Origin of the sequence: Pedobacter ginsenosidimutans (assembly GCF_001442625.1) — a bacterium.
Taxonomy (GTDB): domain Bacteria; phylum Bacteroidota; class Bacteroidia; order Sphingobacteriales; family Sphingobacteriaceae; genus Pedobacter; species Pedobacter ginsenosidimutans.
The window spans coordinates 70,140-95,773 of sequence record NZ_LMZQ01000017.1; the positions used below are offsets into that span (position 1 = coordinate 70,140).

A 25,634-nucleotide genomic window follows, 5' to 3' on the forward strand; every position below is an offset into this window, starting at 1 on the left:
GATTGGATAAGGGATGCTTTGCCTTTATTACAGCTTTACAATAATTAAATTTCTAAGGAGAAGGGACCAATAACACAGCATCGGCAATTGCTTTTGTTCCGTTCGATTTGATTTCGATATATGGCCGGTTGCTGCCCGAAAATGAATATTTGCCAAGGCTCACCCATTCTCCTGAAGTTTGACCAAGCACTTTAACCTCGGCACTTTTTATCAAAATGGTTTTATGTTCTTTGCCATCAAATATCTTAACAACTGTCTCTATATCTGGCGATCCGGCTTTCGGATAGTAGGCATAAACATCATATGTTCCGTTTGTAGCTAGTCCGGGGTTATAACGTACAGATCTTGTGGTGTCTGCGTCCTCTGGGGTCTCAAAATAATCAGGACCATAACCACCTTTTTTTTGCACTGTCCAGTTGCCTTTTATCTGTACTTTATCCGTATTGTTGTTGTCAATGAGGATGTCAGGGCTACTTCCATCGGCCAAAGGATCGCTTTTTAATTGCTGCTGCAAACGGCTTACATCGATTTTTTGAACCGAAAGATTGCGGTCTATCGCCTGAACAGCGGCCATTGCCGAAGATTGTCCAAGTACCATAAAAACCGGTTCCATCCGGATGGAACCGTAAGCAATGTGTGTAGCAGACAGGCAGACAGGAACGATGAGATTTGAAGCTTCATTTTCCTTTGGTATGATTGCCCGGTAGGAAATGGGGTATGGACCAAATCCGCCTTCTTCTACATTGCCCTCATTTTTGACCACGCCGTTAACCACCAGCCTATCGCAGTTGTGCGAATCCATGGTGTAGGCTGCCATTCCGATCCCATCGGATACAACTTCCTTGCCCTGACAGTGGTGCTGGGTCATTACAAGAGTTCCAAGCATCCTCCTTGCTTCCCTAACGTAGAGCTGATGTGACCAATTGCCGTTGCTGGTATATTCATCCTTAGGGTATCCCCATTGACTGATCTCTTTTCGGATATGCTCTGGGATGCGGGCATCGTGACCAACAAAATAAAGTAGCCCTTTCGTGTAAGCTATATGGGCTTTCCAGATCTGTTCGCGTTTTAAATAATCTGCATCAGGATATTCCCAATTCATCCCGATCATATCGGTTGAAAAACCATTTCTGTTGTTGATATCTGTCTTTTGATTGGGCATCCCGCTCCAGATAAAGACATCTTGGAGGGATTTCCAATTTCTTTTTTCCATTTGTCTGATGAGCAGCTCATAGCGTTCGGGAACATAATCTTCAGGCTCGGTGATCGGGATCATGTTGGCGGGGTTATTGGTGAGGCAGATCCTGAAATTATAGGCCTGTACCTTTTTATCACCGCTGCCTTTGTCGATCAGTTTCTCTGAAGTAATTCCCCAAAGCAACCCGCTTGACGGATCTCCTTTAACTTTATAAGGATCTATGCCGTCCGGAAGCTGATGCCCGTTCATGAGCTGTACACCATTGAAGGTTTCATTATAAGTGCTGTTTGCTTCGCGCCCCACCGTGTAGGATACCCCTGCTTTAGCCATGAGATCTCCCTCATAGGAGCAGTCGATAAATACTTTGGCCTTTACAGTGCCCACTTTCTTTTTTCCCGGATTTTCCAGCGTGATGGCTGTTATCAGGGTTCCTTTTTTTTCTACCCCTGTAATCCGGTTTTCGTAGAGAACAGGCACCTTCGCTTTTTTGATATATTCGTTAAAGAGGTTTTCAGCAACGTGGGGTTCAAAGATCCATTGCTCAAACTTGCCGTAATGTTTGCCTATTCTTCGGTAAAAATCGAGGGCAAGGCCACTAATGGCATATTTGTTTCCGATATCTGTCAGACCAAGCCCCCCAGAACTCATTCCGCCGAGGTTTTTTCCGGGCTCGATCAAAAGAACGGATTTTCCCGATCTGGCGGCAGTGTAAGCCGCTATAACTCCTGAAGAGGTTCCACCATAAATACAGATGTCATAGTTTTTATACAATGAGCTTTGTGCTTTAATACCGGTTACAGGACATATGATTGCGAGTAAAATGTATATAAGGATATTTTTCATTATCAGTATTTGGGGTTTTGAATGAGTTTTGGATTGGTAACGATCTCTATATTTGGAAGCGGCCAAAGGTAATCCCGTCCGGTATCGAAAACACGGACTTCGATCACCCTAAGTTCTGCCCGGTTTGGTACAGCACTGTAATCGGCCAGGCCATTTATATCAATCTGTGGTGCCGATACCAATAAACCTTTTTGTACCCGGCCATAAAAGTTTCCGGTCATCGCCTTATCAGCAATTTTCCACCTGCGCAGATCAGAAAGCCTGAATCCTTCCATGGCAAGTTCATACATCCGTTCTTTATGTACCAGGCTTCTGAACTCCACCATTGTTTTTCCTGTAGTGATGGCTGGCATGTTAACACTTGGCCGCGTCCTTACCAGGTTTATGGCATCATATACAGACTGGTCGAGCTGTCCGAGTTCATTTTTTGCTTCCGCATAAATCAACAGTATCTCTGCGTATCTGATCTGGATCACATTCAGCTCCGAATTTGTCCGATCGGCCTTATCTTCCAGATCGACATATTTTTTCCAGCAGTAACCGGTAAAAGTGGCGAAAGCATTCAGGGCATCCTGGTTATCTACGCGTGTAGCAGGAGTGGTATTGTAGTTCCAGCATTTTACGCTGTCCCGGTGTGTTTCAAACTGGTAGTTGTAAAATATAGAGCCTGGAACTGCTATGGTAAAGCCAAGTCGGGGATCTCTGTTTTTATATGGAGATGTAGGGTCGTACAGGGGAGACTTGTCAATATTGAGCCCGTCTGTACATGGAAAGGCATCTACCAGGGATTGAGATGGTACTTTGTTGGTGAAGCCTAATCCATTGCGCGATAGCAGGTTATTGGGGGTAGAATGCATTTTTGTTTTTGATGCCTTCAGGTATTGAAAAGCCCATATGATCTCAGGCGAGTTTTGTCCGGCGTAAGAAAACAGTGTGCCGAAATTATTGTGCAGGCTATAAATTTTCAGGTCCATAACTGCTTTTGCAGCTTCTGCAGCATCTGCCCATCTCTCATTGTTCAGGGCAGCTCTGGCTTTAATGGCCAGCGCGGTACCCCTGGTTGCCCTTCCTACATCTGCAGCGCCATAGCTAACAGGGAGATCAGCGGCTGATTCAGTCAGTTCTTTGAGCACAAAGCTCAGCACTTCAGCCTTCGGGGTTTTAGGTAGCTGTGAATCTTCGAGTGTCAACACTTTGGTAACCAAGGGTACGCTTCCGAAATAATCAATGAGGTACTGGTAAGTGTAGGCACGCATAAAACGTGCTTCAGCTTTACTCCTGTTGTAGATGGCAGTGGTGGCCTTATCTTTTACCTTGTCGATATTGTCTAAAATGAAATTACACTTGGCAATTACTTTGTAGCCTTCTGTCCATACACTTAAGGAAAAACCGTTATTGCTATCCTGGTTGCCCTTGCCCAGACTCTGCAGCGCACTGTTGTTCCTGTCCCAACCGATATCGGTACTATTGTCGGTAAGCAGGTTAAGTGGCATGTTATCCAAAGGGGCATAACTTGCGTAACGGTACAGGCCGTTTACAGCCAATATCAGTTCATCCTGGTTGCTGAAAAACGATTCATCTGAAGGGCCACTCAGCGGGCTTTTATCCAGGTAGTTCTTTTGACAGGATAATAGGGCTGTGCATAAAAGCACGAGCATTAAATGGTATATTTTAGTTTTCATCTGTTCTGTTTTTAAAAAGTGGCTTCTAAACCGAAAGTATAAACCTTAACCTGAGGGTATATGTTCCCACCGCCAACCGGCGCTTCTACATCATATCCTTCCCAGAACCTGTCGAATGATGACAGATTGGATCCGTTTGCAAAAATCCGGAGCCTTTTAAGTGCAATTTTCTGGGCAATGCCAACTGGCAAAGTATAACCGATCTGGACATTTTTTATCCTCAGGTATGATGCGTCTTTTAAAAAGAAGGTAGAAACCTGTTCGTTATTGGTTTCGCCGAAAGCAAGACGTGGATATTTTGCATTGGGATTATCCGGTGTCCATCGGTCTTTGTTGTCCTCCCTGATGGTTCCGCCAATTGCGCCGCCAACATTAAATGGTAAGATACCAGGGCCTGCAAGATAACCGTTTGCTTTACCAACCCCTTGAATTAATACCGAAAGGTCAAAACCTTTGTAAGAACCGCTCAAGGTTGAAGCATAGGTGAATCTTGGTATAGTGCTGCCGATAACAATTTTATCAGCCTCATTGATCAGGTTATCTCCGTTCTGGTCCTTATAACGGATGTCTCCGGCCTTTACCGTACCAAACTGCTTGGCATGAGCGGCGACCTCTGCATCAGAAGCAAAAAGCCCCTCGGCCTGGTAACCGAAAAGAGAACCAATGGAATAACCTTCACGGTTAACGGTCAATCCGGTCTGATTGACACCTTTGGTATCCACAATGGTGTTTTTTACATCTGAAACGTTGAAGCTGACGTTATAATTAAAATCCTTTATTTTTCCTTTATAAGCAAGCCCGAGCTCCCAGCCGTTATTATCAACAACACCTGCATTTTGAAAGGGTTTACCAACACCAACTATTAATGGTATATCCAACTGAAGCAGGATATCACTTGTTCTCCGCCTGTAATAATCTGCAGTTATGCTCAGGTTGTTGAATAGGGTAAGATCTATACCGATATTTTTTTCTTCCGTTTTTTCCCATGAAATCATCTTGTTTGCCAGGTTATTTAAGGCAGCAGTATTTATAATCTGTTTTCCAAGGGTATAGGATTCAAGCAGAATTGTGGTAACAGAGGGGTAGGTGCCAATATTCTGATTGCCCAATTTTCCCCACGAAAGCCTTAATTTAGCTTCGTTGACCACTTTTTTTAAGCCAGCCATAAAGTTTTCTTCCGAGATGCGCCAGCCTGCCGATGCAGATGGAAAAAAGCCATATTTATTTCCAGATGAAAAGCGCGAGGAGCCATCATAACGGGCATTGACTTCCAGCAGATACTTGTTTTTATATACATAATTAAACCTGCTGAACAGGGATTGTAATGCCCATTCTTCTTCACTGCCTGTTGCCTGTTGGTTTAGAGCGGAACCAGCGTTTAACACCGGATAATCTGGCAAGATGTATGTATCACGGAAAGCAGTGGTCCATTCATTGAAATAATCCTCGCGTGATGCCCCGGCTAAAAATTTTAAGCTGTGGTTCCCGAATGTTTTTGAGGCAGTAAGCGTAGCACGTATGTTGTTAAAAAATGATTCACTTTTATTTTGCGAGAGTGAAGTTAGGGCAGGGGTAAGGAAACTTGTGGCGCCATTTGGCAGATAGGATTGGATTGCCTTTCTGAAATTTTTTGATGAGGATAGCGCATATTTTGGCGAATAAGCGGCCTCAGCTTCCAGCCACTCAACGGGTTTATAGTTAACGGTAGCATTAATACTCCCAAAAGGCCCGCGGGTACGATTGGTACCGCCATCTTTACTTGCCGAAATCGGATTGGAACCATTCCATCCAACGCCCCACTGGCCGTTTTGGTTGATGCCGATCTGATTTGCAGGGATTCCGTTCATCCACTGAAAAATTTCGCTCGAAGAGGCTGCAGGATCAGTGGTGATGGCATTGACAAACTGGAGGTCTATTCTTGCCTTAAGTTTGTCAGAGAAAGTAATGTCTGCATTGTTCCGGATAGTATACCGTTTGAAGCTTGAATTTTCAATAATCCCTTTCTGATCAAAAAGACCGAATGAACCCAAGAGCCTTACTTTTTGGGTGCCACCCTGGATGGTGAGGAAATGGCTTTGCTGTAATCCTGATCCGGTTAAGGTTTCTTTCTGCCAGTCCGTGTTGGGATACAGATCGGAACTAACTCCACCCTGCTCGCGGTATTTTTGTATCAGTGCTTCAGAATATAACGGTGTGCGTCCGGTGTTCACATAAGCTTCATTGGTCAGCAACATATGGTCCAGTGCATTAACCAGGTTGGGCATATTAGTTGCTTCTTGCCAGCCGATATAGTTGTTGTAAGATACATTTACCTGATCGGCAACGGCCCTTTTTGTGGTGATCAGAATTACGCCGTTTGCGGCCCTCGAGCCATAAATAGAGGATGAGGCCGCATCTTTTAAAATGGATACAGATTCAATCAGATTGGGGTCTATATTATTCATAGAGCCTTCTATACCGTCAATCATCACAAGAGGATTGGGATCGAGAAAATTTCCGATACCCCTGATCCTGATAGTTCCAGCGTCACCTCCAGGTCTTCCAGAGCTCTGTCTCACAGTAACACCCGGTGCCATTCCCTGCAACGAAGCAGATGTTTGTCCCATGGGACGGGCAGCAAGATCTTTGCCAGAAACCTGTGAAACCGCTCCGGTCAGGTTTACCTTTTTCTGGATGCCGTAGCCCACAATAACAACATCGTTCAGGTTCTCATCAAGCGGTAAAAGTTTAATGTTTATCCGGCTTTCCGTTCCAACGCGTATTTCCTGTACTGCAAATCCTATGTATGAAAATACCAAGACATCTCCTGGATTGGCATTGATTTTATACTGACCGCTTTCATCGGTTACCGTTCCGCCGTTAGCTCCCTTTATCTTTATGCTAACCCCTGGGACTGGTTTGTTGGTCTCATCGGTAACAACGCCAGTCCGATCTTCTTTTTTTTGTTCCCCGATGGGCTTGTTTTGAATGCGCTCTTCACTCTTTTCGGGAGATGTAGCCTTTTGCAGTACAATGTAGGTCTCCTTTAAAACCCATTCAAGCTTTTTCCCCTTTAAAGTCAGGTTCATCACTTCAGGAAGCTCAGCCTGTTTAAAATTGACAGAAATTTTCTCAGAATCATCAAGGAGCTTGTTGCTATAGAAAACAGTAAGGCCTGTTTGTTTTTTAATTGTTCTGAATACAGAAGCAATGGTGATGTTTTTGCCTTCAATACTGATTCTGCCTATTGTTTGGGGGCTTGCCCCGGTAATGAGGATGAACAGCAGCATGAAAGCAACCGGCAATGAAATCCGGCCCGTTCGGGTAAGGTTTTTGTTCATAACAGTTAAGTTTATATTGGTTTCCCTTAAGATGCAGCTTTAACCAAAATGGGTGAACGGAACCTGAAAAAATTATCTGAATGTCAATATTCCGCTTTCCAGTTTAGCCTTTATGCCTGATGACAATTCTAAATTTGATAGCACAACACCCAGGGGAAGTTTCTTATCGATTTCACCGGTAAAGGTCTGTTCTGATAGAGCAGGGGATTTCCAATTGATTTTTACATCATACCAACGGCTGAGTACCTGTGCAATTTCGGAAAGAGATTGGTTATGAAAATAATAAGTACCGTTTCGCCAGGAAAGTACCTCCTGGGGATCAAAAGTTTTGATGATGAGTTTCTCATTGCTGTAGCTTACCTGTTGGTTTGGCTTTAATATGATGGATTCATTTCCTTTAGCGGCCGAAACTGATCCGCTTATAAGAGATGTGGCAAAATTTTTCACATTATAGGCGTTTACATTGAATGAAGTTCCATGAACCTTGATATCGGCAAATCCGGTATGTACGATAAATTCCGATTGTGGATTGTGGGACACTTCAAAATAAGCTTCCCCTGTTAAATAAACTTCCCTTGTTTTTTTATCAAAGCTGTAGGGAAAGCGCAGACTGGAAGCAGAGTTCATCCAGACTTCTGTTCCATCGGGCAGGGTAATCTTGTAATCTTTAGTTGGTGGTACATGCAGGGTTGCCCAATCTTTATTGCCAGCTCCTGCTGGGGCATAACTTAATTCTTTTTGTTTGGTGTGTACTGTGGCACCGTCCATGTTAATGGTACGACCTGCTGTGAGTTCGATTATCTTGCCATTATCTGTTTTGAGATATACCTGTTGTTGTACAGTACTTTTTTCTTGAGGTGTTAACTGCTGTTTATTAAAAAAATACCATATCAAAGGCAATCCGATAAGTAGCATTGCAGCGGCACTGATGTACCGCCGGTTTCGCTCATAAAAAGAGCTAACTGGTATTTGCGGAAGTTGAGTATCAACATTTTCCCATGCTTTTGTTTCATCAAGACCCGAGAGGAAAGATGCTGTACCAGGTCTTTCCATTTTTGATTTCAGCTCTTCCCAGAATTCCCTGGTATCGGGGTCTGCCAGAATTGCTTTTTCAGCAATAAAGTCATCGCCCTCACTTATCGTGCCTGCAATCTTTTCAAATAAAAGCCCTTTTATAAAATCCTCGTTATATTCCATCTCTTATTTATAGATGCAGTTATAGTATCATTAGGTGAACGCTCATCTGAATGTGATTAATTTTTCCTGTAACATTTTAACCGCAAGCTTCAAATGCGTTTTTATTGAATTAACAGAAAGCCCCATTTCATTGGCTGCATCCTGATATTTTTTATTTTCCATGTAAACCAGCTTAAATGCTTTTTGGCGCTGGGCAGGAAGCTCGTTAAGGGCAAGGTTAATGGTGTTTTCGCTGCCGGTCTGTTCTGATTGTTCAATATCCTCCTCCAGGTTTATCCTTTCGGTATATTCATCCATTTTTTGCTGGGTAACTTTTCTTGTCCTTAGGGCCATCAGGCATTGATTGTGCACAGCCCTGAAAAGGTAAGCTTTAAGGGAACTGTTTACAGAGTGGTAATGTGATTTTTGCCACATGGAAATAAACAGGTTTTGGACCAGATCTTCCGCCTCCATTTCGTCCTCCAGCATCATATATGCTTTTAGCGCGAGTGGTTTGTAATATTTTTTAAATACCTGTTCGTAAGCAGTTTTCTTGCCATTCTTAAGGTCATTCAATAATATTTGGTCAGTGATCTCCATTAATATAGATTAAAGCAGGCGATAAATATATACTTTGAAATTCAGAAAAACAAGAAAGGTCTGGTACTAAGCATGATGCAACTGTTTCCACTATTCAGATTGAGGATTTAAGCCTCGCTGATATTTTATACAGCTGTAATGTGAACAGATAGTTAATAGGATGAATGTTCAGATGTATCTCAGGTTCAGTCTTTCAACAGGTGTTTATTTTTAGCTAAAATTTATCCAATTATGGCTTTATAGTAAAGAGGCAGTTAGGCTGTGACCGTTGCAGCACACTAATTCGGATTGTTGAACAATTTAGCTGAAAAAACAAATGTTTATACACAATAACACAGATGGTTTTATGAATAGAATAATTTTTACGCGTATAAATTGTTATGCCATCGTTGCCGGAAGTTGAAAAATTATCAAAGTCGTAAAATTTGTTAAATGTTTGTAGGCTATGTTAAGATAATATAATTTTGTCTACTAATACTATAGATTTAATATATTATGATGCCCAAAACAGTTGCTTATCTCCTTAATCCGAGCTCTAATACATCCTGTAATAACTTTTGTTGCTGTTGTTGATCCTCTGGTTTTAGTCTTTTCTCTAGTTTTATTTTTTTTAATGACCATGTGGAAAGGAAATAATCAAACGGAAGTAGATACGCTAAAGTCATAACCTCTGTATAATCTTAACATGATGTGGGAATGAAATAAAGGAGTGGCTGACTGAAAATGTTGAATGGATAATCTCAAATCAATGATAAAACACAATACCCAAAGGTATAGAAAGGAGCTTGAAAAAAATAGGATAGTTACTGAATATAAATAGGGGAAAATGCGTTTCTGCATTCTCCCCAGATTTCGACCATTACCGGAGATCAATTGGCGTTGCATCCGGTCAGTTCATTCAATGATCATGTCAAAATTATGAATTCTGCACGGGAATTTTTCATATTGCTGAAGCTTGTTGCAGTTTCATGATTGGCATAAAACAATATAAATTATGAAAATAAGCGGAAAGTCCTGGAAGGACTCGCATAATACACCTTCGTCAAAAATACTTTTATTGCCCTGCCTAACTGGAATTCTTCTGATTTCCTCCGTTCTGCAGGCCGGGGCAAAAAGAAGCGGCGAAGGACAAAATATTAACCTCCACCCTCATTCAAAGATAGCCGTTGTGGCAAATTTGATAACATATAATTTTCCTGGTGCTTCTTTTGCGATTTCAAATACCTCAGTCCTACGCTCGCGGACTGTTACAATTAAAGGAAAAGTAACTGATGAAAAGAATCTTCCCCTGCCTGGGGTAAGTGTTAGGTTAAAAGGAACTGCTCAGGTGGTATCAACAAATCCCGACGGCGAATTTCAACTGGTTACCGAGCTAAATCAGCCTACTTTGGTTTTTACCTATGTAGGTTATAAAACACAGGAGGTGGTTTATAAAGGCCAGCCGCTTTCTATAAAACTTGATCCTGATCAAAGTAAGCTTGAAGAAGTACTTGTGGTAGGATATGGTACGCAAAGAAAAAGCGATGTATTAGGCTCCGTAGCCACTTTTAATGCAAAAGCAGTAGAAGAGAAGCCGATATCAAGAGTTGAGCAGGCGCTTATCGGCCAGATGGCCGGCGTTCAGGTAAGACAGCAAAGCGGTACACCCGGAGCTGGTTTAAGTATCCAGGTACGCGGGGCTGGCTCAATCACGGCAGGTAATGAACCCCTTTACGTATTGGATGGCTTTCCTTTGGATGTAGCCAGTCAGAATGCCTCCGGAGGTATTTCGAACAGTCCGCTCGACAATCTTAACCCTAACGATATTGAGAGTGTTCAGGTATTAAAAGATGCTGCTGCGGGAGCCATTTACGGTTCGCGTGCCGCAAATGGAGTAGTGATTATCACAACCAAAAAAGGTGTTGCGGGCAAACCAAGAATTAATGTGAATGCCAACGCAGGTATTAGTTCGGTAGCCAGAAAGATCGATGTGCTTAGTGCTGATGAGTGGGTTGCCCAGGCAACAGAACTGGCCAACGCTGCATGGGTAGCTTCTGGTACTGGGAGAACTGCTGCCCAAACCAATGCTGAAAGAGCCGCTATTTTAGGCCTTGCTCCAGGTACCATTAACACCTCTTTTATGACCGATCCGAGATGGGCACAGCCCGGGCACCCCGGTCTTGATTATGTAGATTGGCAGGATGCCATCTTTACCAATGCACCTTATCAAAACTATGAGGTTTCAGCAAGTGGAGGAGCAGAAAATGTGACCTACTTTATTTCAGGTAACGTTCTTAACCAAAACGGAACGTTGATTAATTCCAATTTTAAAAATTATGGTTTAAGGGCCAATGTGGAAGCCAATGCGAGTAAGAAACTTAAATTCGGGATCAACCTTGCGCCATCTTATTCCGTTAATAATGCCCCTCCGGGCGAAGGTAAGGATAACCAGCTCATGAATGCTTTACAGATGGTGCCGGTAGTTGAAAGTTCGGCAGGCTTAAATTCTGGCGCTTACGGCAACAGCACCTACACATGGGCGAGCCCAAGGTTAATCAGTCCGTATGCCTATCTCGAAACTGCAATGAACAAGGTAAAAACCTCGAGATTATTGGCTTCAATATACGCAGATTATCAGATAATTAAAGGCCTTTCAGTAAGATCAAGCGTAAATTATGATAATGTTGATCGAAATACTTCAAAATATACATCCGATCAGGTTACCGTTGGTGCAGCATCAGCTTTATTAACGAATCCAGGTCTTTACTCAACCGGCTCTTACGCGGTAACCAAGAAACAAAACTTTCTTAACGAGAATACCCTTAACTATACCACAACAATTGCCGGTGTCCATAAGATTTCTGCCATTGCGGGGGTGTCGTACAATATAGTGCATACCGAAGGGGTAAGCCTTGCAACGGCCGGAGGTTTTGCCAACGATATCATCAAAACCCTTAGTAATGCCATTGCCAACGCTGCAGGGGTAACCACTACAGGAACTTCAACCGCAGCTAATAATACCCTGTTTTCGTACTATAGCAGACTTCAATATGCTTTTAAAGACAGATACCTTTTATCTGGTACCATTAGAAGAGATGCCTCTTCTAAATTTGGATCCGAAAACCGCTGGGGAACCTTTCCTTCGGTATCTGCCGGATGGAAAGTTTCAGAAGAATCTTTTCTTAAGGATGTTAAGGCCATCAGTGAGTTAAAACTAAGGTTAAGCTGGGGTAAATCGGGCAATAACAACATTGGCGACTATAATGCCATAAGCACCCTGGTAAATTCGAATTACGTATTTGGCGGCAATACACCAACAACGGCTACCGGGCAGGTGGTTTCGGGCCTTGCCAATAAAGCGCTGAAATGGGAAACATCCAACACCTATGATCTTGGTTTAGACCTCAGCCTTTTGGCCAACAGAATCAATTTCACCTTCGATGCCTATCATAAAAAGAATACCGATCTGTTGTTAAACCTGCCGGTACTATCTGCAAGTGGTTTCAGTACAAGTTTACAAAATATAGGTGCGGTGGTAAACAAAGGATTGGAATTCGGATTGAATACGGTAAACGTAAAAACAGCCAATTTCACCTGGACGATGAATGCCAACATTGCTTTTAACAAAAATGCCATAACCGATCTTGGTCCAACACATGCCGATATCGAAATCGCTTCTGCCTATAGCGGTAGCAATGCACCATATCTGCTAAGGGAAGGACTCCCTGCTTTCAGCTATTATATCACTAAAACCGATGGAATTTTAACGGCTGCAGATATTGCCAATCCGGCTGTGGCAAAAGTATCCGGACAGAAAGTTGGCGATGCAAAATACGTTGATACCAATGGCGATGGAAAAATCAGTGCTGCCGACAGGGTAGTAGGTGGCCAGCCTTCTCCCAAATATACCTGGGGCTGGACAAACAATTTTAAATATGGGAATTTCGACCTTGGTATACAGCTGTATGGTCAGCATGGAGGTTCGATACTTTCTTATCTGGGCCGTGCAATCGACTTTTCGGGAAGTACAACCGCAAATGTACTTGGCGTATGGAGAGACCACTGGACCGCAGCAGATCCCAATCCGGATGCACCAAGGGGCAGGCTGGGCGCAAACTATACTTATCCAAATGTAACCTCTGATTGGGTTTACTCCAGCGATTTCTTTCGGGTACAGAACATTACTTTGGGCTATAACCTGAAGGGATTGATCAAAACCCCTGGCATTTCCTCAGCAAGGATATTTGTAGCACTCGAAAACTATTTCTCCCATGACAAATATAAGGGGGGAGCGAATCCCGAGGCGCAGAATACGAACGTAAGTGGCGATGCAAGCTATGCAATATCAGGCGATTACGGTTCGGCACCATTAAGTAAAACAGCTTCAATTGGAATAAACATTGGCTTTTAGTAGAATAAGATGAAAACGAAAATATACTTAACCCTGTTCTCCGCAATACTGCTGTTGGGCAGTTGCGAAAAACAATTAAATCAAACACCAGAGTCGAGTTTGGCTACAGAGAATTTTTTTACGAATAATAACGACTTTCTTCAGGCTCTAAATGGGGTGTATTCCCAGTTGAGCAATTATCCCAGTCAGGCATTGTGGCTGGGTGAAACGCGCAGCGACAACTTAAATGCGACTTCTGATGGTAACCGCGATTGGGACGGGATCAATAATTTTACCCCGAGTATTACCACCACTGGGTTTATCACTACTGCCTGGAAAGCCAATTTCAATGGCATATATAATGCGAATACGGTTTTGGCAGCATTAGAAACCAAAGGAAGTGTGCTCACTGCCGCAAATGCAACAAGGTATGCCGCCGAAGTCCGTTTCTTAAGGGCATTTTATTATTTTTCCCTGGTACGGACTTTTGGCCAGGTACCATTAATATCGACCGTAAAGAGCGCTGTGGAAGTAGCAAGCATTCCACGTAGTCCTGTAGCCGATGTTTATGCACTGATCGAATCTGATCTGCAGTATGCGGCGGCCAATTTACCCGCAACTTTTACCGGAACTGATCTTGGAAGGCCAACTTCCTATGCTGCAAAAGGGCTGTTGGGACTGGTTTATCTTACCAAATCGGGGCCTACTTATGGCATAAACGGACCTGGCCTTAACAGCAATGAATATGATAAGGCTGCGGCTTTGTTCGATGCGGTACTTACCGGGAGTCCTTACAGTTTTGCCTCCAATTATGCATCAATATTTTCTTACACCAACGAAAACAATAGTGAAGTGGTGTTCGACATACAGTTTGCTTCGAGTTTAAACGGAGCAGGTTTTCCTTCCCATTTGGTGCCTGTAGCTTATTGGACCAGCAATGGGATTTCTAACAGTTTTGGAAATGGTTATGGAGCCAGTACTTTTCCGGTATCAAAAAGTTTGGTCAATTCTTACACCACCAATACGGTAAGCGGCACCGATGTGCGATATCCTTTCAATGTAGCCACTACCTATACTGCAGGTCCTTTTATTAAAAAATATATCGATGTAGCTAAAAAGGGCTTATCGGGAAGAGATTGGCCGATTAATTTTATCGTACTGCGTTATACCGATATTTTGCTCATGAAAGCCGAATGTATTCTTCATGGTGCAGCAGGTTCTCAGGCAGATGTTGATGCCAGTGTGAATAGGGTAAGGGCCAGAGCTGGAGTTGGTGCTTTATCTAACGTAACCATTCCGATTTTGATGCAGGAAAGACAAAGAGAATTTTTAGGGGAGGGACTTCGCTGGAATGACCTTGTGCGCGAAGGCCTGGCCATCTCGCAGATGAATGCCTGGAGAGTAGCCGATGCGATTACGAAAATTAATGAAATTGTACCGAACTATGTCATTTATCCGGTGCCTGCGGCAGAAATTCAGACTGCACCTGGCCTTTATACTCAAAATCCGGGCTATAACTAGTATATTATGCGAAGAATAAGGTTTCAATTCAATAAAATGATCAAAAGAAGTTTAATCATCATTGGTTTTTCGTTGCTGTATAGTGGAGCAATATTTGCCCAGCGAAAGGCTGGGCAAAAGCCCAACATTGTTTTTATTCTGGCCGATGATCTGGGTTATGGAGATGTTGGTGTTTACGGGCAAAAACAGATCCTCACACCCAACATCGATAAGCTGGCCAATGAGGGAACGCGATTTACCGATTTTTATGCCGGTGCTCCGGTCTGTTCACCCTCACGGGGATCTATTCTTACGGGTCTCAACACCGGGCATGCTACAATTAGGGGTAATGCAACCGAACAAGGAGGACTTGCGGGGAAAAAAGGGAAAAATGTGGTGTACCGGGCCAATCTTACCAAGGATGATTATACTATAGGAAACCTGATGCAGGATGCCGGTTATAATACTTCATTGGTTGGAAAATGGCATGTAGATGGATATGATTCGCTCGCTACACCTTTACAAAGGGGCTTCGATAAATTTTCGGGATGGCTGATTAATATTCCCTCAACTTATGCAAGCACCTATTGGCCTGATCACCGTTACATTAATGGAAAACTTGTAACAGTTGATCCTAATACCAATGCAAGAAAAGGCTATTATGAAACTAATATCTGTACAGATGAAGCACTGGCTTATCTGGAAACACAAAAAGATAACAAAAAGCCTTTCTTTTTAATGCTGAACTTTAATAATCCGCATTCACCGCTGGATGTGCCAGACCAGGCCATTTATAAGAATAAAAACTGGCCTGAAGATATGAAGACCTATGCGGCTATGGTGTATTATTTAGACCAGTCGGTAGGTAAAATAAAGGATTACCTGATCAAAAGTGGCCTGTCGGAGAATACAATTGTGTTTTTTGCATCAGATAATGGCCCAAGGTCGGAGCCTACCAGTCAGCTGAAAGCGGTATCCGAATTCTTTGATTCGAACGGTAAACTTAAAGGGTACAAAAGGGATATGTACGATGGAGGGATCAGGATTCCGTTTATTGCGTGGGCGCCCTTTATTAAAAATGCGCCGAAAACAAGTGATGTGCCTGGGTATTTCCCTGACATTATGCCAACTTTTGGAGAGATTGCCGGTAAAACTACCGGATTCCGTACAGACGGCACTAGTGTATATCCGGTTATTAAGGGCGGTAAGGTTAAAACCGACCGTTTTCTATATTGGGAGTTTTTTGAATTGGGCTTTGAGCAGGGCGTGCGTTATGGTCGGTGGAAAGGGGTGAAAAGACATCATAAACTCGAACTTTACGACATTAAAACAGACATTGGCGAAACCAATGATGTGGCTGCTGACCATCCTGATATTGTGAAGAAAATTGAGGATTATCTTTTAACCGCCAGAACAGATTCGCCTTACTGGACGGTAAAATAGAGGCAGTTTTCTCCATTTATGCTCGATCGGGAACTAACGGTTTATAATTAAAATAGTTTAAGAGCCTGTTTAAGTTTGATGCAATTATTTTACTTTATCTAACGTTTTTGTCACCCTGAGGGTAATTTATTGTATAAAAATCAATATAAATGATAGGAGAATTTAAAAGATTAAATCTCCTCCGATTATCGTCATCCGATAGCTATCGGATGCGAGAAGGCTTTTTCAGCCGACGAAGCAATCTTTATAGAAAGGATCACTAGTATGAAAGATTGCTTCGTCGTTCCTCCTCGCAATGACGACCTTTCTATGGAGGTCTGTCAATGGTAGCGGAGTCGATTGCTTTTAATATATCGAAAAACGGGTCTTCGACTACGCTCTCCACAGGAGTCCTTTGGACAGACTGACATACTAATAATTTATAATAAAATTTAAACAGGCGCTAAGTCTGAAGATGAAATGGAGCCCATTTTCATGTTTGGCTATTGGGTTGGGAATTGGTTTCTCTTAAACTCACTTGGCCTCATGCCATATTTCGATTTGAATACCGTCGAAAAATAATTTGGTGAGGAGAATCCGACCATATAGGTGATTTCTGCGATTGTATACCTTTCATTGATCAATAGAAATTTTGCTTTTTTTAGCCTTCTGTTTACGATGTAGTCCGTTACACTGCAATCCAGCAAGGCCTTTACTTTTCTGTATAGCTGAACCCTTGAAACCCCCAGGGCTTTGCTGATCTCCTCTACACTGAAATTTTCATTGCCTAGATTCTGCTCCACGAGACCGGAAAAATCATTTATAAATTTTTTATCCAGGCTTTTTGAAATAGGTTGCCTATTTCCGGAACTGATATCGCTTGTGTAATGAGACTTTAGCAGGAGTCTGTTTTTCATGAGGTTCCGCACAGTAGCCAGTAAATATTCATAATTGAAAGGTTTAACGATATAGGCATCTGCCATACTCTCGAAGCCATTGATCTGCTGTTCTACACTGCCCTGTGCGGTGAGCAGGATGATGGGAATATGGGATGTACGAATGTCGGATTTGAGCTTCTCTGTAATTTTCTTCCCCGAAAGATCTGGCAGTACCACATCGCAGATGATCAGATCTGGTACTTGCTCGTAGGCAGAAGTGATCCCGCTCTCTCCGGTATTTGCAATAAATACCTCGTATTCCTCATCAAGTTTCTCAGCCAGATAATGCAGAAGGTCTGCATTGTCTTCGATTATCAATACCGACCGTTCCTTTAATTCACGCAACAAATCATGGTTCTTTTCTCTCTTGAGATGCTCTAGTTCGCTCGTATAAATTTTCGCATTTTCATAAAGCTCTTCTCTTTCCGCCTGTTGGGTATGCTTCTCTTCTTCCCGAAGGTGTGATGACCCAAGGGGCAGGGTGACGGTGAAAATAGTACCGTGCCATTTCCTGCTTTCTACGGTTAGGTCTCCATGTAAAAGATTCATCAGTTCCTTCGAAAGGGAAAGGCCCAATCCAGATCCTTTTCTTGCGTTCGAGTCTGCCTGATAAAAATGTTCAAATATATGGAGGATTTCTTCCTGATCCATTCCAGGTCCATTGTCTTCCACTTTGATGGAGATATGAGCATCGTCTTTACTCACTGTAACGTGAACTATTCCATTGGCTGGAGTAAATTTTAGTGCGTTAGATATCAGGTTGAAAATTACCTTATCGAACATGTTAACGTCAAACCATACTGTTATATCCGATTCTTTAGTGAAGAGTCTGAGGTCTATGTTCTGTTTTTTTGCAGCGAGCTGAAAGGTCTCAATGATGTCAGTAATAAAATCTATAATATTGTTCGATGTCGATCTTATGCGCATCTTACCATACTCAATCTTCCTGTACTCAATGAGCTGGTTGATCAGGCGCAACAGGCGAAAAACATTTTTATTGATCAGCTTCAGGTTTTTTCCTGCAAGGGCATTAATTTTTTCATTATTAATCAGATCTTCCAGGGGAGAGAGTATCAAGGTAAGGGGCGTGCGGAATTCATGAGATATATTGGTGAAGAAGTTCAGTTTGGCCTCTGTCGCCTCTTTAGCCTTTTCAGACATCTCAATAAGCTTATTACGCTGGTTAAGGATTTCTAGGTTATTCGCCTCCAGGTTTTTGTTGATCTTCCTGTTTTCCAGTAGGGAGAAAAAAGCCAGTCCCCCGAAAACCACAGAGAGCACCAGCGTAACCACGGTGACGTTTAATGTAAGCTGTTGGTTGTCAAATAAAGAACGTTGTTCAGCCAGGAGTGATTGCTGCCGTTCGATATCTCTCTGCTGGCTGCTAAATTTATTCCACTGCAGTTTCATGAGCTGAACATTCGATGAATCTATCACCACAGACTGAAGGATATTTTCTTTGAGGATGGATTCTTTTCCAAGGATACGGAATGCTGTTGAAATTGCCTCTTTTCCTCCCGTTGGATAAAGCATACTGGCATCTATCACTTTGCCATCAATCATTTGAAGACCGCCCCCTTGTCCAGGTAGCGCATCTATCCCAATAATGGCCACCTTCCTTTTTATTCCGAGTTTATCTAACGCTTCCCTGGCTGCAGAAGCCATCTGATCATTATGAGCAAAAATTAGATCCGTGGTACGCAATGTCTCATTCATTTTCAACAGCTCGTCAATAGCGTGCGATTTTAACCAATCTCCATAGATCTGATTCGAAATCCTAATATTAGCAGATTTTTGGAGTCCTTCGGCGAATCCTCTCTGGCGCTCTATTGTGGGAGAGGAACCTGGAAGTCCCATAATTTCCATAATATTTCCTTTCCCTTTAAGCAGACCGGATACATACTGTCCGGCCATCTTGCCAATCTGATAATTGTCTGCACCGACATAGGCAGTATAAGCCGAAGATGATGTTTTCCTATCAATAATAACCACAGGGATACCACTATTATAAGCCTCTTCAACGATTGGAGTGAGCGGCCGGGCCTCGTTAGGAGATATAATCAACAGGTCAATATTCATTTTTAATAATTCCCCTACCTGTGAGATTTGTTTTCTATTGCTGTTGTTCGCATCTCTGTATACCAATGTGGCACCCGGATGCAACGAAAGCTCCATTTTCATCTCTTCCAGCATGGTTCTCCGCCACAGATCCGAGCCAACGCATTGTGAAAATCCTATAACATATTTTGCTTCCTTTTTCTTGTTGCTACAGCCACAAAGAATAGCCGTTAGGATGACCATTATAAGTATCCTATGAAGGAAGTGAAGTCTTGCGGTCATATTTATCATTTTAATAAGGGCAGTGTCTGGCACCGGTTGTATCTGGTTAGGATCCTGTTTGTAACAAAATAATTTTAAAGATAATCAAATTTGAAACTTTAATGAATTGGCGCTCGGCTGCGAGTGGTAGGATGAAAGGTGCAGATGCATCAAAATCTTAATATTGATGTTTCAAAAGTATAACTATATCAGATCAGGCAAAAATAATAAATTTTAATCATCTGTTAGTCAATGTTTTAACAGATGTTTCAAGATTGTATTTTTTTGGAACAGATTTGTTATCCTCCCTTCCTGTTTTTGACCAATTTGCAATCCTCAACCAATAAATAAACCCTTATGAAAAAACATTCCGTCCTGGCTTGGTCCATGGTCGTAGCCCTAGGCGGCTTTCTGTTTGGATTCGATACAGCCGTTATATCAGGAGCTGAAAAATCCATTCAACAGTTTTGGAACCTTTCAGCATTTTCGCATGGACTTACCATATCTATTGCACTTATCGGTACGGTAATCGGCTCTCTGGTAGGATCCCGCCCATCTGATTATTTCGGAAGAAAAAATACACTTTATTTCGTAGCTGCGGCATACTTACTTTCCTCACTTGGTACCGCGCTGGCAGATAATTGGTATATCTTTTTAGCATTTCGCTTTTTAGGCGGTTTAGGTGTGGGCATATCTTCTGTTACTGCTCCCATTTATATTTCAGAGGTGTCTCCGGCTCATAGAAGAGGGCGGCTTGTAGGGCTTTTCCAGTTCAATGTTGTACTGGGAATATTGATATCTTATCTTTCAAACTATTTGCTAAGCCAGGGAGGAGAGGCATCCTGGAGATGGATGCTTGGTGTTCAGGCATTTCCATCTATAATATTCCTTGTGCTAATCTACTTTATTCCTGAAAGTCCGAGATGGCTTATACTTAAGCGTGGTGCATACGATAAAGCATTGGAAATTCTACGCATCATAAATCCATTAAACTGTGATGAGGAGCTCGCCGCTATACAGAAATCCGGACAGGATATGCAGCGGGATAAATCTTCGGATGGACTTTTTTCAGGAAAGTACAACAAGCCTATTATCCTGGCCGTGCTGTTTGCTTTCTTTAACCAGGTATCTGGCATAAATGCCATTATCTATTACGCACCGAGAATTTTTGAAATGGCAGGGCTTGGTGCGCATTCTTCACTTTTATCAACTGTTGGTATCGGAATGGTCAATTTTATATTTACGCTTCTTGCGATCAATATAATAGATAAAGTTGGTAGAAAAACACTGATGCTGATTGGCTCTTTCGGACTGATCATTTCTCTTGGACTTGTAGCAGTTGCATTTCTAGGTGGTTCATCCAGTGGGTTTGAAATCCCGATTTATGTAATGCTCTTCATTGCTTTCTTTGCTTTTTCGCAGGGGGCAGTTATCTGGGTATTCATTTCAGAGATCTTTCCAAATCAGGTCAGGGCAAAGGGGCAAACACTCGGCAGTTCTACCCATTGGGTAATGGCGGCACTAATTGCATTCTGCTTTCCTTACCTGGCAGAGTCATTTGGAGGTGCAAACATATTTTTCTTTTTCTGTGCCATGATGGTATTGCAGCTGGTATTCGTTTGGAAAATGATGCCTGAGACAAAAGGGAAATCTTTGGAGCAGATAGAGACCGGAATTGTAATGCACTAAATAAAAAAGAAAGACAAGAATATGATCACACCTGCTATATGCTTTGGCGAAATATTATGGGATGTGCTGCCTGATGGGCGCATGCCAGGTGGTGCACCGCTAAATGTGGCCTATCACCTCAATAAGCTTGGCCTGTCCAGCAGTATCATCAGTAAAATCGGAGATGATGAAAACGGAGTGAAACTGGAACGTTTGCTTGATGGTTGGCAAATTAACAAAAGCCTCCTTCAGCGCGATACGATCCACCCTACCAGTGAAGTAATTGCCCGCGTGGGCAGCAGAAATGAGGTTTCCTATGAAATCGTGTTTCCCGTGGCATGGGATTTTATCGATCACCAGTCCATGATCGATAGTGCACTGAAGCCATCCACATATTTTGTGTACGGAAGCCTGGCCTCCAGAAATACGCTTTCCAGAGAGACGTTATTCAAATTCCTGGAAAGCGATGCGATAAAGGTATTTGATATCAATCTCCGCCCTCCTTTCTTTGATAAGAGCCTTTTGGCAAATCTGATGGAACGGGCAGATATCATAAAATTTAACGAGTCGGAGCTACATATGGCCCAGATTCTTTTCGGGGGAAGGTTCATAAATGAGAGAGAGCAGGTCCGTTTTATACAGGAACGCTTCAGTGTTCCAGAGGTAATCGTAACTAAAGGAGAATTTGGGGCTTCCTATTATAGAATGGATCAATCCTACCACGCCTGGGGATCTGAGGTAAAGGTTAACGATACCATTGGGAGTGGAGATTCATTTCTTGCAGCCTTCATTGCCAATCACCAATTGGGACTGGCACCAAAAACCATTATAAAAAATGCGATCGGAATGGGCGCTTTTATCGCCACCAAAAAGGGGGGCTGTCCGGAGTATGAGATTGAAGAATACAAAAAGTTTATTGACGAAATATTTTAACTGAACATTAATACTAACCAAATCTGAATTTTATGAGAAAAATTTTCCTTACCTGGCTTTTTGCCTGTATGGTAACGGGCCTGGCATTTGGCCAGACCAGGGTAATCAGTGGCGTTGTCACCGACAATGAATCCCTTCCTCTGGAGGCTGTAACTGTAGTTATCGTAGGTACCCAAAAAACGGTGACCACTGATGCTAATGGTAGTTTTAAAATTGAAGCTTCTGCCGGTCAGTCGCTTAGGTTCATTTATATCGGAGCTGAACCATTAACCATTCCGATTACTGCAGAATCGGCCAATCTTAAGGTCAAACTCGACATCGCGATCAATAAGCTCAACGAGGTCGTAGTAACAGGTTACCAAAAGGAACGCAAGAAAGACATCACCGGAGCGGTCAATGTAGTTGATGTTTCGAAGATCAGGGACATCCCTTCTGGTAATGCTGTAAAGTCTCTTCAGGGAAGGGTTCCGGGGGTATTGATTACCACCGACGGTTCTCCAACTGGCCAGGCAACGGTAAGAATCCGTGGCATTGGAACCCTGGGCAATAACGACCCGCTTTACGTAATCGATGGAGTACCAACCAAAAACGGATTGGAACAGCTAAACCAGAACGACATTGAATCTATTCAGGTGCTTAAAGATGCATCTTCGGCTACTATTTATGGATCACGCGCAGCGAATGGTGTAATCATCATCACTACAAAAAAAGCGAAAAAAGGCTATTCAAAGATCGACTTCAATGCCTCGACATCCATTCAGAATTACGCCACCAAACTTAAAACGCTTAATGCCGAGGAAAGAGGCCGTGCCTATTGGCAGGCGGCTGTAAACGATAAGGCCAACCCCAATAATAACCAGATTTATCAGTACGACTGGAATAATAACTTTAACAATCCTGTGCTTAACCGTGTAATCTTTCCAGAGTATATCGATGCGGCAAAGACTATGAAGGCTGCAGATACTTACTGGTTTGATGAGATTGCACAAAATTCGATTATTCAGTCCTATGATGCAGCCCTTTCCAATGGCGGTGAAAAGGGAAACAGTCTTTTTTCGGTGGGTTATTACGATAATAAGGGTATCGTAAAAGAGTCAAGAAGCCGAAAATATACTGCAAGATTCAATTCTGATTACAATTATCTAGACGGCAAGTTAAAGATTGGGGAGAATTTTTCAGCAAGCTACATTAAGAATGCCCAGATCCCATCAAGCGATATTCTATTTGCCTCGCTCGTACAGCAACCTATTGTGCCGGTATATACCACAAGCGGAGGATGGGGAGGCCCTGCGGCAGGAATGACCGATAGACAGAACCCGGTTAGACTAATAGAAGACAATAAGCAGAATGATTACAATTTTTATAGGCTCTTTGGAAATGCATATGCAGATTACCAGATTATTCCTGGACTGAACTTCAGGACAAATTTTGGTGTAGATTATAACGGTAGCTATCAGCGCCTTTTAAAAAAATCATATGTTTCGGGCTTTTTGGCTGATCCTGCAAACCAGGTTAGCAATGCACAGACCTATCAGGGTAATATCATCTGGCAGAATACCCTTAACTATAAGATCACCAAGGATAAACATAACCTGGAAATACTCGCCGGTCAGGAATACATAAAGAACATCAGTCAGGAGTTTTCTGCAAGCAGACAAGGGCTTGCAATAGAAAATATTGATTATGCCTACCTTAATGCAGGTAGTTCAAATACCCTCAACGGTGGAAGTGGGGCAGGAAACAAACTATTGTCTTATTTCGGTAAGGTCAACTATAGTTACAACGACCGTTATATCGCCTCTGTAACTTTGAGAAGAGATGGCTCTTCGCGTTTTGGTAAAGATAACCGATACGGTACTTTCCCAGCTTTCTCACTTGGTTGGAGGATGAGCGAAGAAAAGTTTATCAAGGATCTAGGTCTGTTTTCTGATCTGAAGCTTAGGTACGGCTGGGGACGGTCTGGAAACCAGGAAATCCCTAACAATGCTACACGCTCGCTATACTCTGCTATTTACGGGACTGACCCTACGTGGGACTTTGATAAAGGTACTGCATATGATATCACAGGTGCAGGCACAGGTCAGCTGCCATCTGGTTTTACCCTTATTCAACAGGGCAACGACAACCTGAAATGGGAGTCTTTAAGAGAGTCGAATTTTGGTTTGGACTTTGGTTTATGGAACAATAAACTTACTGGTTCTGTTGATTATTTTATTAAGAAAACCTCAGATATTCTAATCAGTCCCGCTTACCTGGCTATACTTGGAGATGGAGGAAACAGGTATAGTAATGGGGCTTCGCTTCAGAACAAGGGGCTTGATGCGATTCTTACCTATGAAGATAAGATTGGTGATGATTTTAGCTTCAGCCTGACGGGTAACTTTTCGCTCTACAGGAACAAGGTGACCGATCTGCCTAAAGATGTACTGGCTTCCTATCCAGGCAATGGTACCGACAAAAACGTACTCGGAAGGCCGATAAACTCCTATTTTGGATATGTTGCCGATGGCCTCTTTACTTCACAGGCAGAAGTGGATGCTTATGCCAGCCAGCCTGGAAAAGGATTAGGCAGGATTAAATATAAAGATTTAAACAATGATGGCGTGATTAACGATCTGGACCGCGACTTTATAGGCGACAATAGTCCTAAATTCACCTATGGACTGAATGTTTCCCTTAGCTATAAGAACTTCGATATGAGTTTTTTCCTACAGGCCATCAATGTGGACGTGGTGAACGACTTTAAGACCTACACCGATTTTTCTTCACTTTGGACAGGTACGAACTGGGGCAGCAGGACACTTAATGCCTGGAGTCCTTCAAATCCAGGTTCTACCATTCCTGCGCTCACGCTTGTAGACCGCAATAATGAAGGAAGGTTTTCTACTTACTTTATTGAAAACGGATCTTACCTCAAGCTGCGCAATCTGCAGGTTGGTTATAATCTTAAAAAGGCACTGAATATGAAAATACAGAACTTCAGGATATTCGTTCAGGGCAGTAACCTGTTTACCATAAAGAGCAAATCTTTTACTGGTACTGATCCTGAGATTCCCAATTATGGATTTCCTGTGCCGGTTGTTGGTACCCTTGGGGTAAATATTACATTGTAAAATTAGATATATCAAAAGATGAAAAAATTAATATATATACTGGCATTCTTCGCTACCCTATTCTTCTCATGCGAAAAAGCACTTGACGAGCCAGCACAGGGCGTAGTTTCGGGGGATGATCTGAATACTCCTGAGAATATTGATAAAATGGTTATTGCAGCTTATTCTGCACTTGGAAATGATCACTATACTTCTCCATATTCCAGTATGTGGCCGTATGGAAGCGTTCGTGGAGGAGACACCTATAAAGGAGGGGATGGCCCCGGGGATCTGTCAGAGTTCCATTTGTTTGAAACATTTTCCCTTAACAGGCCTGATAATGCGCTTATCGACCAGCTTTGGTTCAGGCTGTATGTTGGTGTCGGTCGAGCCAATGATGCGTTGAGAAGAGTTAATGCCATGTCTGCCACTGATTATCCAAACAAGGTTCAACGCCAGGGAGAACTTCGCTTTTTGAGAGGACATTTTTATTTTCTGCTAAAGATTCTTTTCAAATATGTTCCCTTTATCGATGAGAATATGGCAAAGGCCGACTATCCGTCGATTTCCAACA

Annotated in this window: 12 protein-coding genes and 1 pseudogene; 7 read left to right on the plus strand and 6 right to left on the minus strand. The window is 42.6% G+C overall.

The annotated features are described in order from the left end of the window. Nucleotides 1-52 precede the first annotated feature (52 nt). The 5 genes from ASU31_RS19040 to ASU31_RS19060 all read right to left on the minus strand — a co-directional run bounded on the left by ASU31_RS19040 (nucleotide 53) and on the right by ASU31_RS19060 (nucleotide 8,819). Nucleotides 53-2,041 carry an FAD-dependent oxidoreductase gene (locus ASU31_RS19040; protein WP_057933869.1) on the minus strand — a complete coding sequence of 663 codons (1,989 nt, stop codon included), beginning with the start codon at nucleotides 2,039-2,041 and terminating at the stop codon, nucleotides 53-55. Between the two features lie 2 nt (nucleotides 2,042-2,043). Next, nucleotides 2,044-3,723, minus strand: coding sequence for a RagB/SusD family nutrient uptake outer membrane protein (locus ASU31_RS19045; protein WP_057933870.1), 1,680 nt, complete (start codon nucleotides 3,721-3,723; stop codon nucleotides 2,044-2,046). A gap of 11 nt (nucleotides 3,724-3,734) precedes the next feature. Continuing rightward, nucleotides 3,735-7,043, minus strand: a complete 3,309-nt coding sequence (locus ASU31_RS19050; protein ID WP_057933871.1) for a TonB-dependent receptor — start codon at nucleotides 7,041-7,043, stop codon at nucleotides 3,735-3,737. A 72-nt stretch (nucleotides 7,044-7,115) separates the two neighbouring features. After that, nucleotides 7,116-8,240, minus strand: a complete 1,125-nt coding sequence (locus ASU31_RS19055) for a FecR family protein (RefSeq protein WP_057933872.1) — start codon at nucleotides 8,238-8,240, stop codon at nucleotides 7,116-7,118. A gap of 42 nt (nucleotides 8,241-8,282) precedes the next feature. Next, nucleotides 8,283-8,819, minus strand: a complete 537-nt coding sequence (locus ASU31_RS19060) for an RNA polymerase sigma factor (protein ID WP_057933873.1) — start codon at nucleotides 8,817-8,819, stop codon at nucleotides 8,283-8,285. Nucleotides 8,820-9,813: 994 nt separating this feature from the next. Between ASU31_RS19060 and ASU31_RS19065 the strand changes: the two genes are divergently transcribed. Genes ASU31_RS19065 through ASU31_RS19075 form a run of 3 tightly spaced genes read left to right on the plus strand, consistent with a single transcriptional unit; the run spans nucleotide 9,814 to nucleotide 16,131 of the window. Then, nucleotides 9,814-13,209: a SusC/RagA family TonB-linked outer membrane protein gene (locus ASU31_RS19065; protein WP_083505432.1), complete on the plus strand. Its 3,396-nt coding sequence runs from the start codon at nucleotides 9,814-9,816 to the stop codon at nucleotides 13,207-13,209. Nucleotides 13,210-13,218: 9 nt separating this feature from the next. Then, nucleotides 13,219-14,709 (plus strand): RagB/SusD family nutrient uptake outer membrane protein, encoded by a 1,491-nt coding sequence (locus ASU31_RS19070; RefSeq protein ID WP_057933874.1) that lies wholly within the window; start codon nucleotides 13,219-13,221, stop codon nucleotides 14,707-14,709. A 6-nt stretch (nucleotides 14,710-14,715) separates the two neighbouring features. Further along, complete coding sequence (locus ASU31_RS19075) at nucleotides 14,716-16,131, plus strand: arylsulfatase (RefSeq protein WP_083505433.1); 1,416 nt, start codon at nucleotides 14,716-14,718, stop codon at nucleotides 16,129-16,131. A gap of 482 nt (nucleotides 16,132-16,613) precedes the next feature. Here the strand turns inward: ASU31_RS19075 and ASU31_RS19080 are convergent, their stop codons facing one another. Then, the gene (locus ASU31_RS19080) at nucleotides 16,614-19,388 is read right to left on the minus strand and encodes a substrate-binding domain-containing protein (RefSeq protein ID WP_057933881.1); all 2,775 of its coding nucleotides are present in this window, start codon (nucleotides 19,386-19,388) and stop codon (nucleotides 16,614-16,616) included. Between the two features lie 336 nt (nucleotides 19,389-19,724). On the opposite strand from ASU31_RS19080, the gene ASU31_RS19085 reads away from it, so the two are divergent. The 4 genes and pseudogenes from ASU31_RS19085 to ASU31_RS19100 all read left to right on the plus strand — a co-directional run. Next, complete coding sequence (locus ASU31_RS19085) at nucleotides 19,725-21,056, plus strand: sugar porter family MFS transporter (protein ID WP_057933875.1); 1,332 nt, start codon at nucleotides 19,725-19,727, stop codon at nucleotides 21,054-21,056. A 21-nt stretch (nucleotides 21,057-21,077) separates the two neighbouring features. Continuing rightward, nucleotides 21,078-21,968, plus strand: coding sequence for a carbohydrate kinase family protein (locus ASU31_RS19090; protein ID WP_057933876.1), 891 nt, complete (start codon nucleotides 21,078-21,080; stop codon nucleotides 21,966-21,968). Between the two features lie 32 nt (nucleotides 21,969-22,000). Beyond that, complete coding sequence (locus ASU31_RS19095) at nucleotides 22,001-25,081, plus strand: SusC/RagA family TonB-linked outer membrane protein (RefSeq protein ID WP_057933877.1); 3,081 nt, start codon at nucleotides 22,001-22,003, stop codon at nucleotides 25,079-25,081. Nucleotides 25,082-25,099: 18 nt separating this feature from the next. Continuing rightward, a pseudogene (locus tag ASU31_RS19100) lies at nucleotides 25,100-25,634 on the plus strand (RagB/SusD family nutrient uptake outer membrane protein); the annotation flags it as partial.

Excerpts from the sequence above, each read along its gene's own strand:
- ASU31_RS19050 (WP_057933871.1), bottom strand. The coding sequence starts at position 7,043 with ATGAACAAAAACCTTACCCGAACGGGCCGGATTTCATTGCCGGTTGCT.
- ASU31_RS19085 (WP_057933875.1), top strand. The coding sequence starts at position 19,725 with ATGAAAAAACATTCCGTCCTGGCTTGGTCCATGGTCGTAGCCCTAGGC.
- ASU31_RS19065 (WP_083505432.1), top strand. The coding sequence starts at position 9,814 with ATGAAAATAAGCGGAAAGTCCTGGAAGGACTCGCATAATACACCTTCG.
- ASU31_RS19055 (WP_057933872.1), bottom strand. The coding sequence starts at position 8,240 with ATGGAATATAACGAGGATTTTATAAAAGGGCTTTTATTTGAAAAGATT.
- ASU31_RS19070 (WP_057933874.1), top strand. The coding sequence starts at position 13,219 with ATGAAAACGAAAATATACTTAACCCTGTTCTCCGCAATACTGCTGTTG.
- ASU31_RS19090 (WP_057933876.1), top strand. The coding sequence starts at position 21,078 with ATGATCACACCTGCTATATGCTTTGGCGAAATATTATGGGATGTGCTG.
- ASU31_RS19040 (WP_057933869.1), bottom strand. The coding sequence starts at position 2,041 with ATGAAAAATATCCTTATATACATTTTACTCGCAATCATATGTCCTGTA.
- ASU31_RS19095 (WP_057933877.1), top strand. The coding sequence starts at position 22,001 with ATGAGAAAAATTTTCCTTACCTGGCTTTTTGCCTGTATGGTAACGGGC.
- ASU31_RS19075 (WP_083505433.1), top strand. The coding sequence starts at position 14,716 with ATGCGAAGAATAAGGTTTCAATTCAATAAAATGATCAAAAGAAGTTTA.
- ASU31_RS19080 (WP_057933881.1), bottom strand. The coding sequence starts at position 19,388 with ATGACCGCAAGACTTCACTTCCTTCATAGGATACTTATAATGGTCATC.
- ASU31_RS19045 (WP_057933870.1), bottom strand. The coding sequence starts at position 3,723 with ATGAAAACTAAAATATACCATTTAATGCTCGTGCTTTTATGCACAGCC.
- ASU31_RS19060 (WP_057933873.1), bottom strand. The coding sequence starts at position 8,819 with ATGGAGATCACTGACCAAATATTATTGAATGACCTTAAGAATGGCAAG.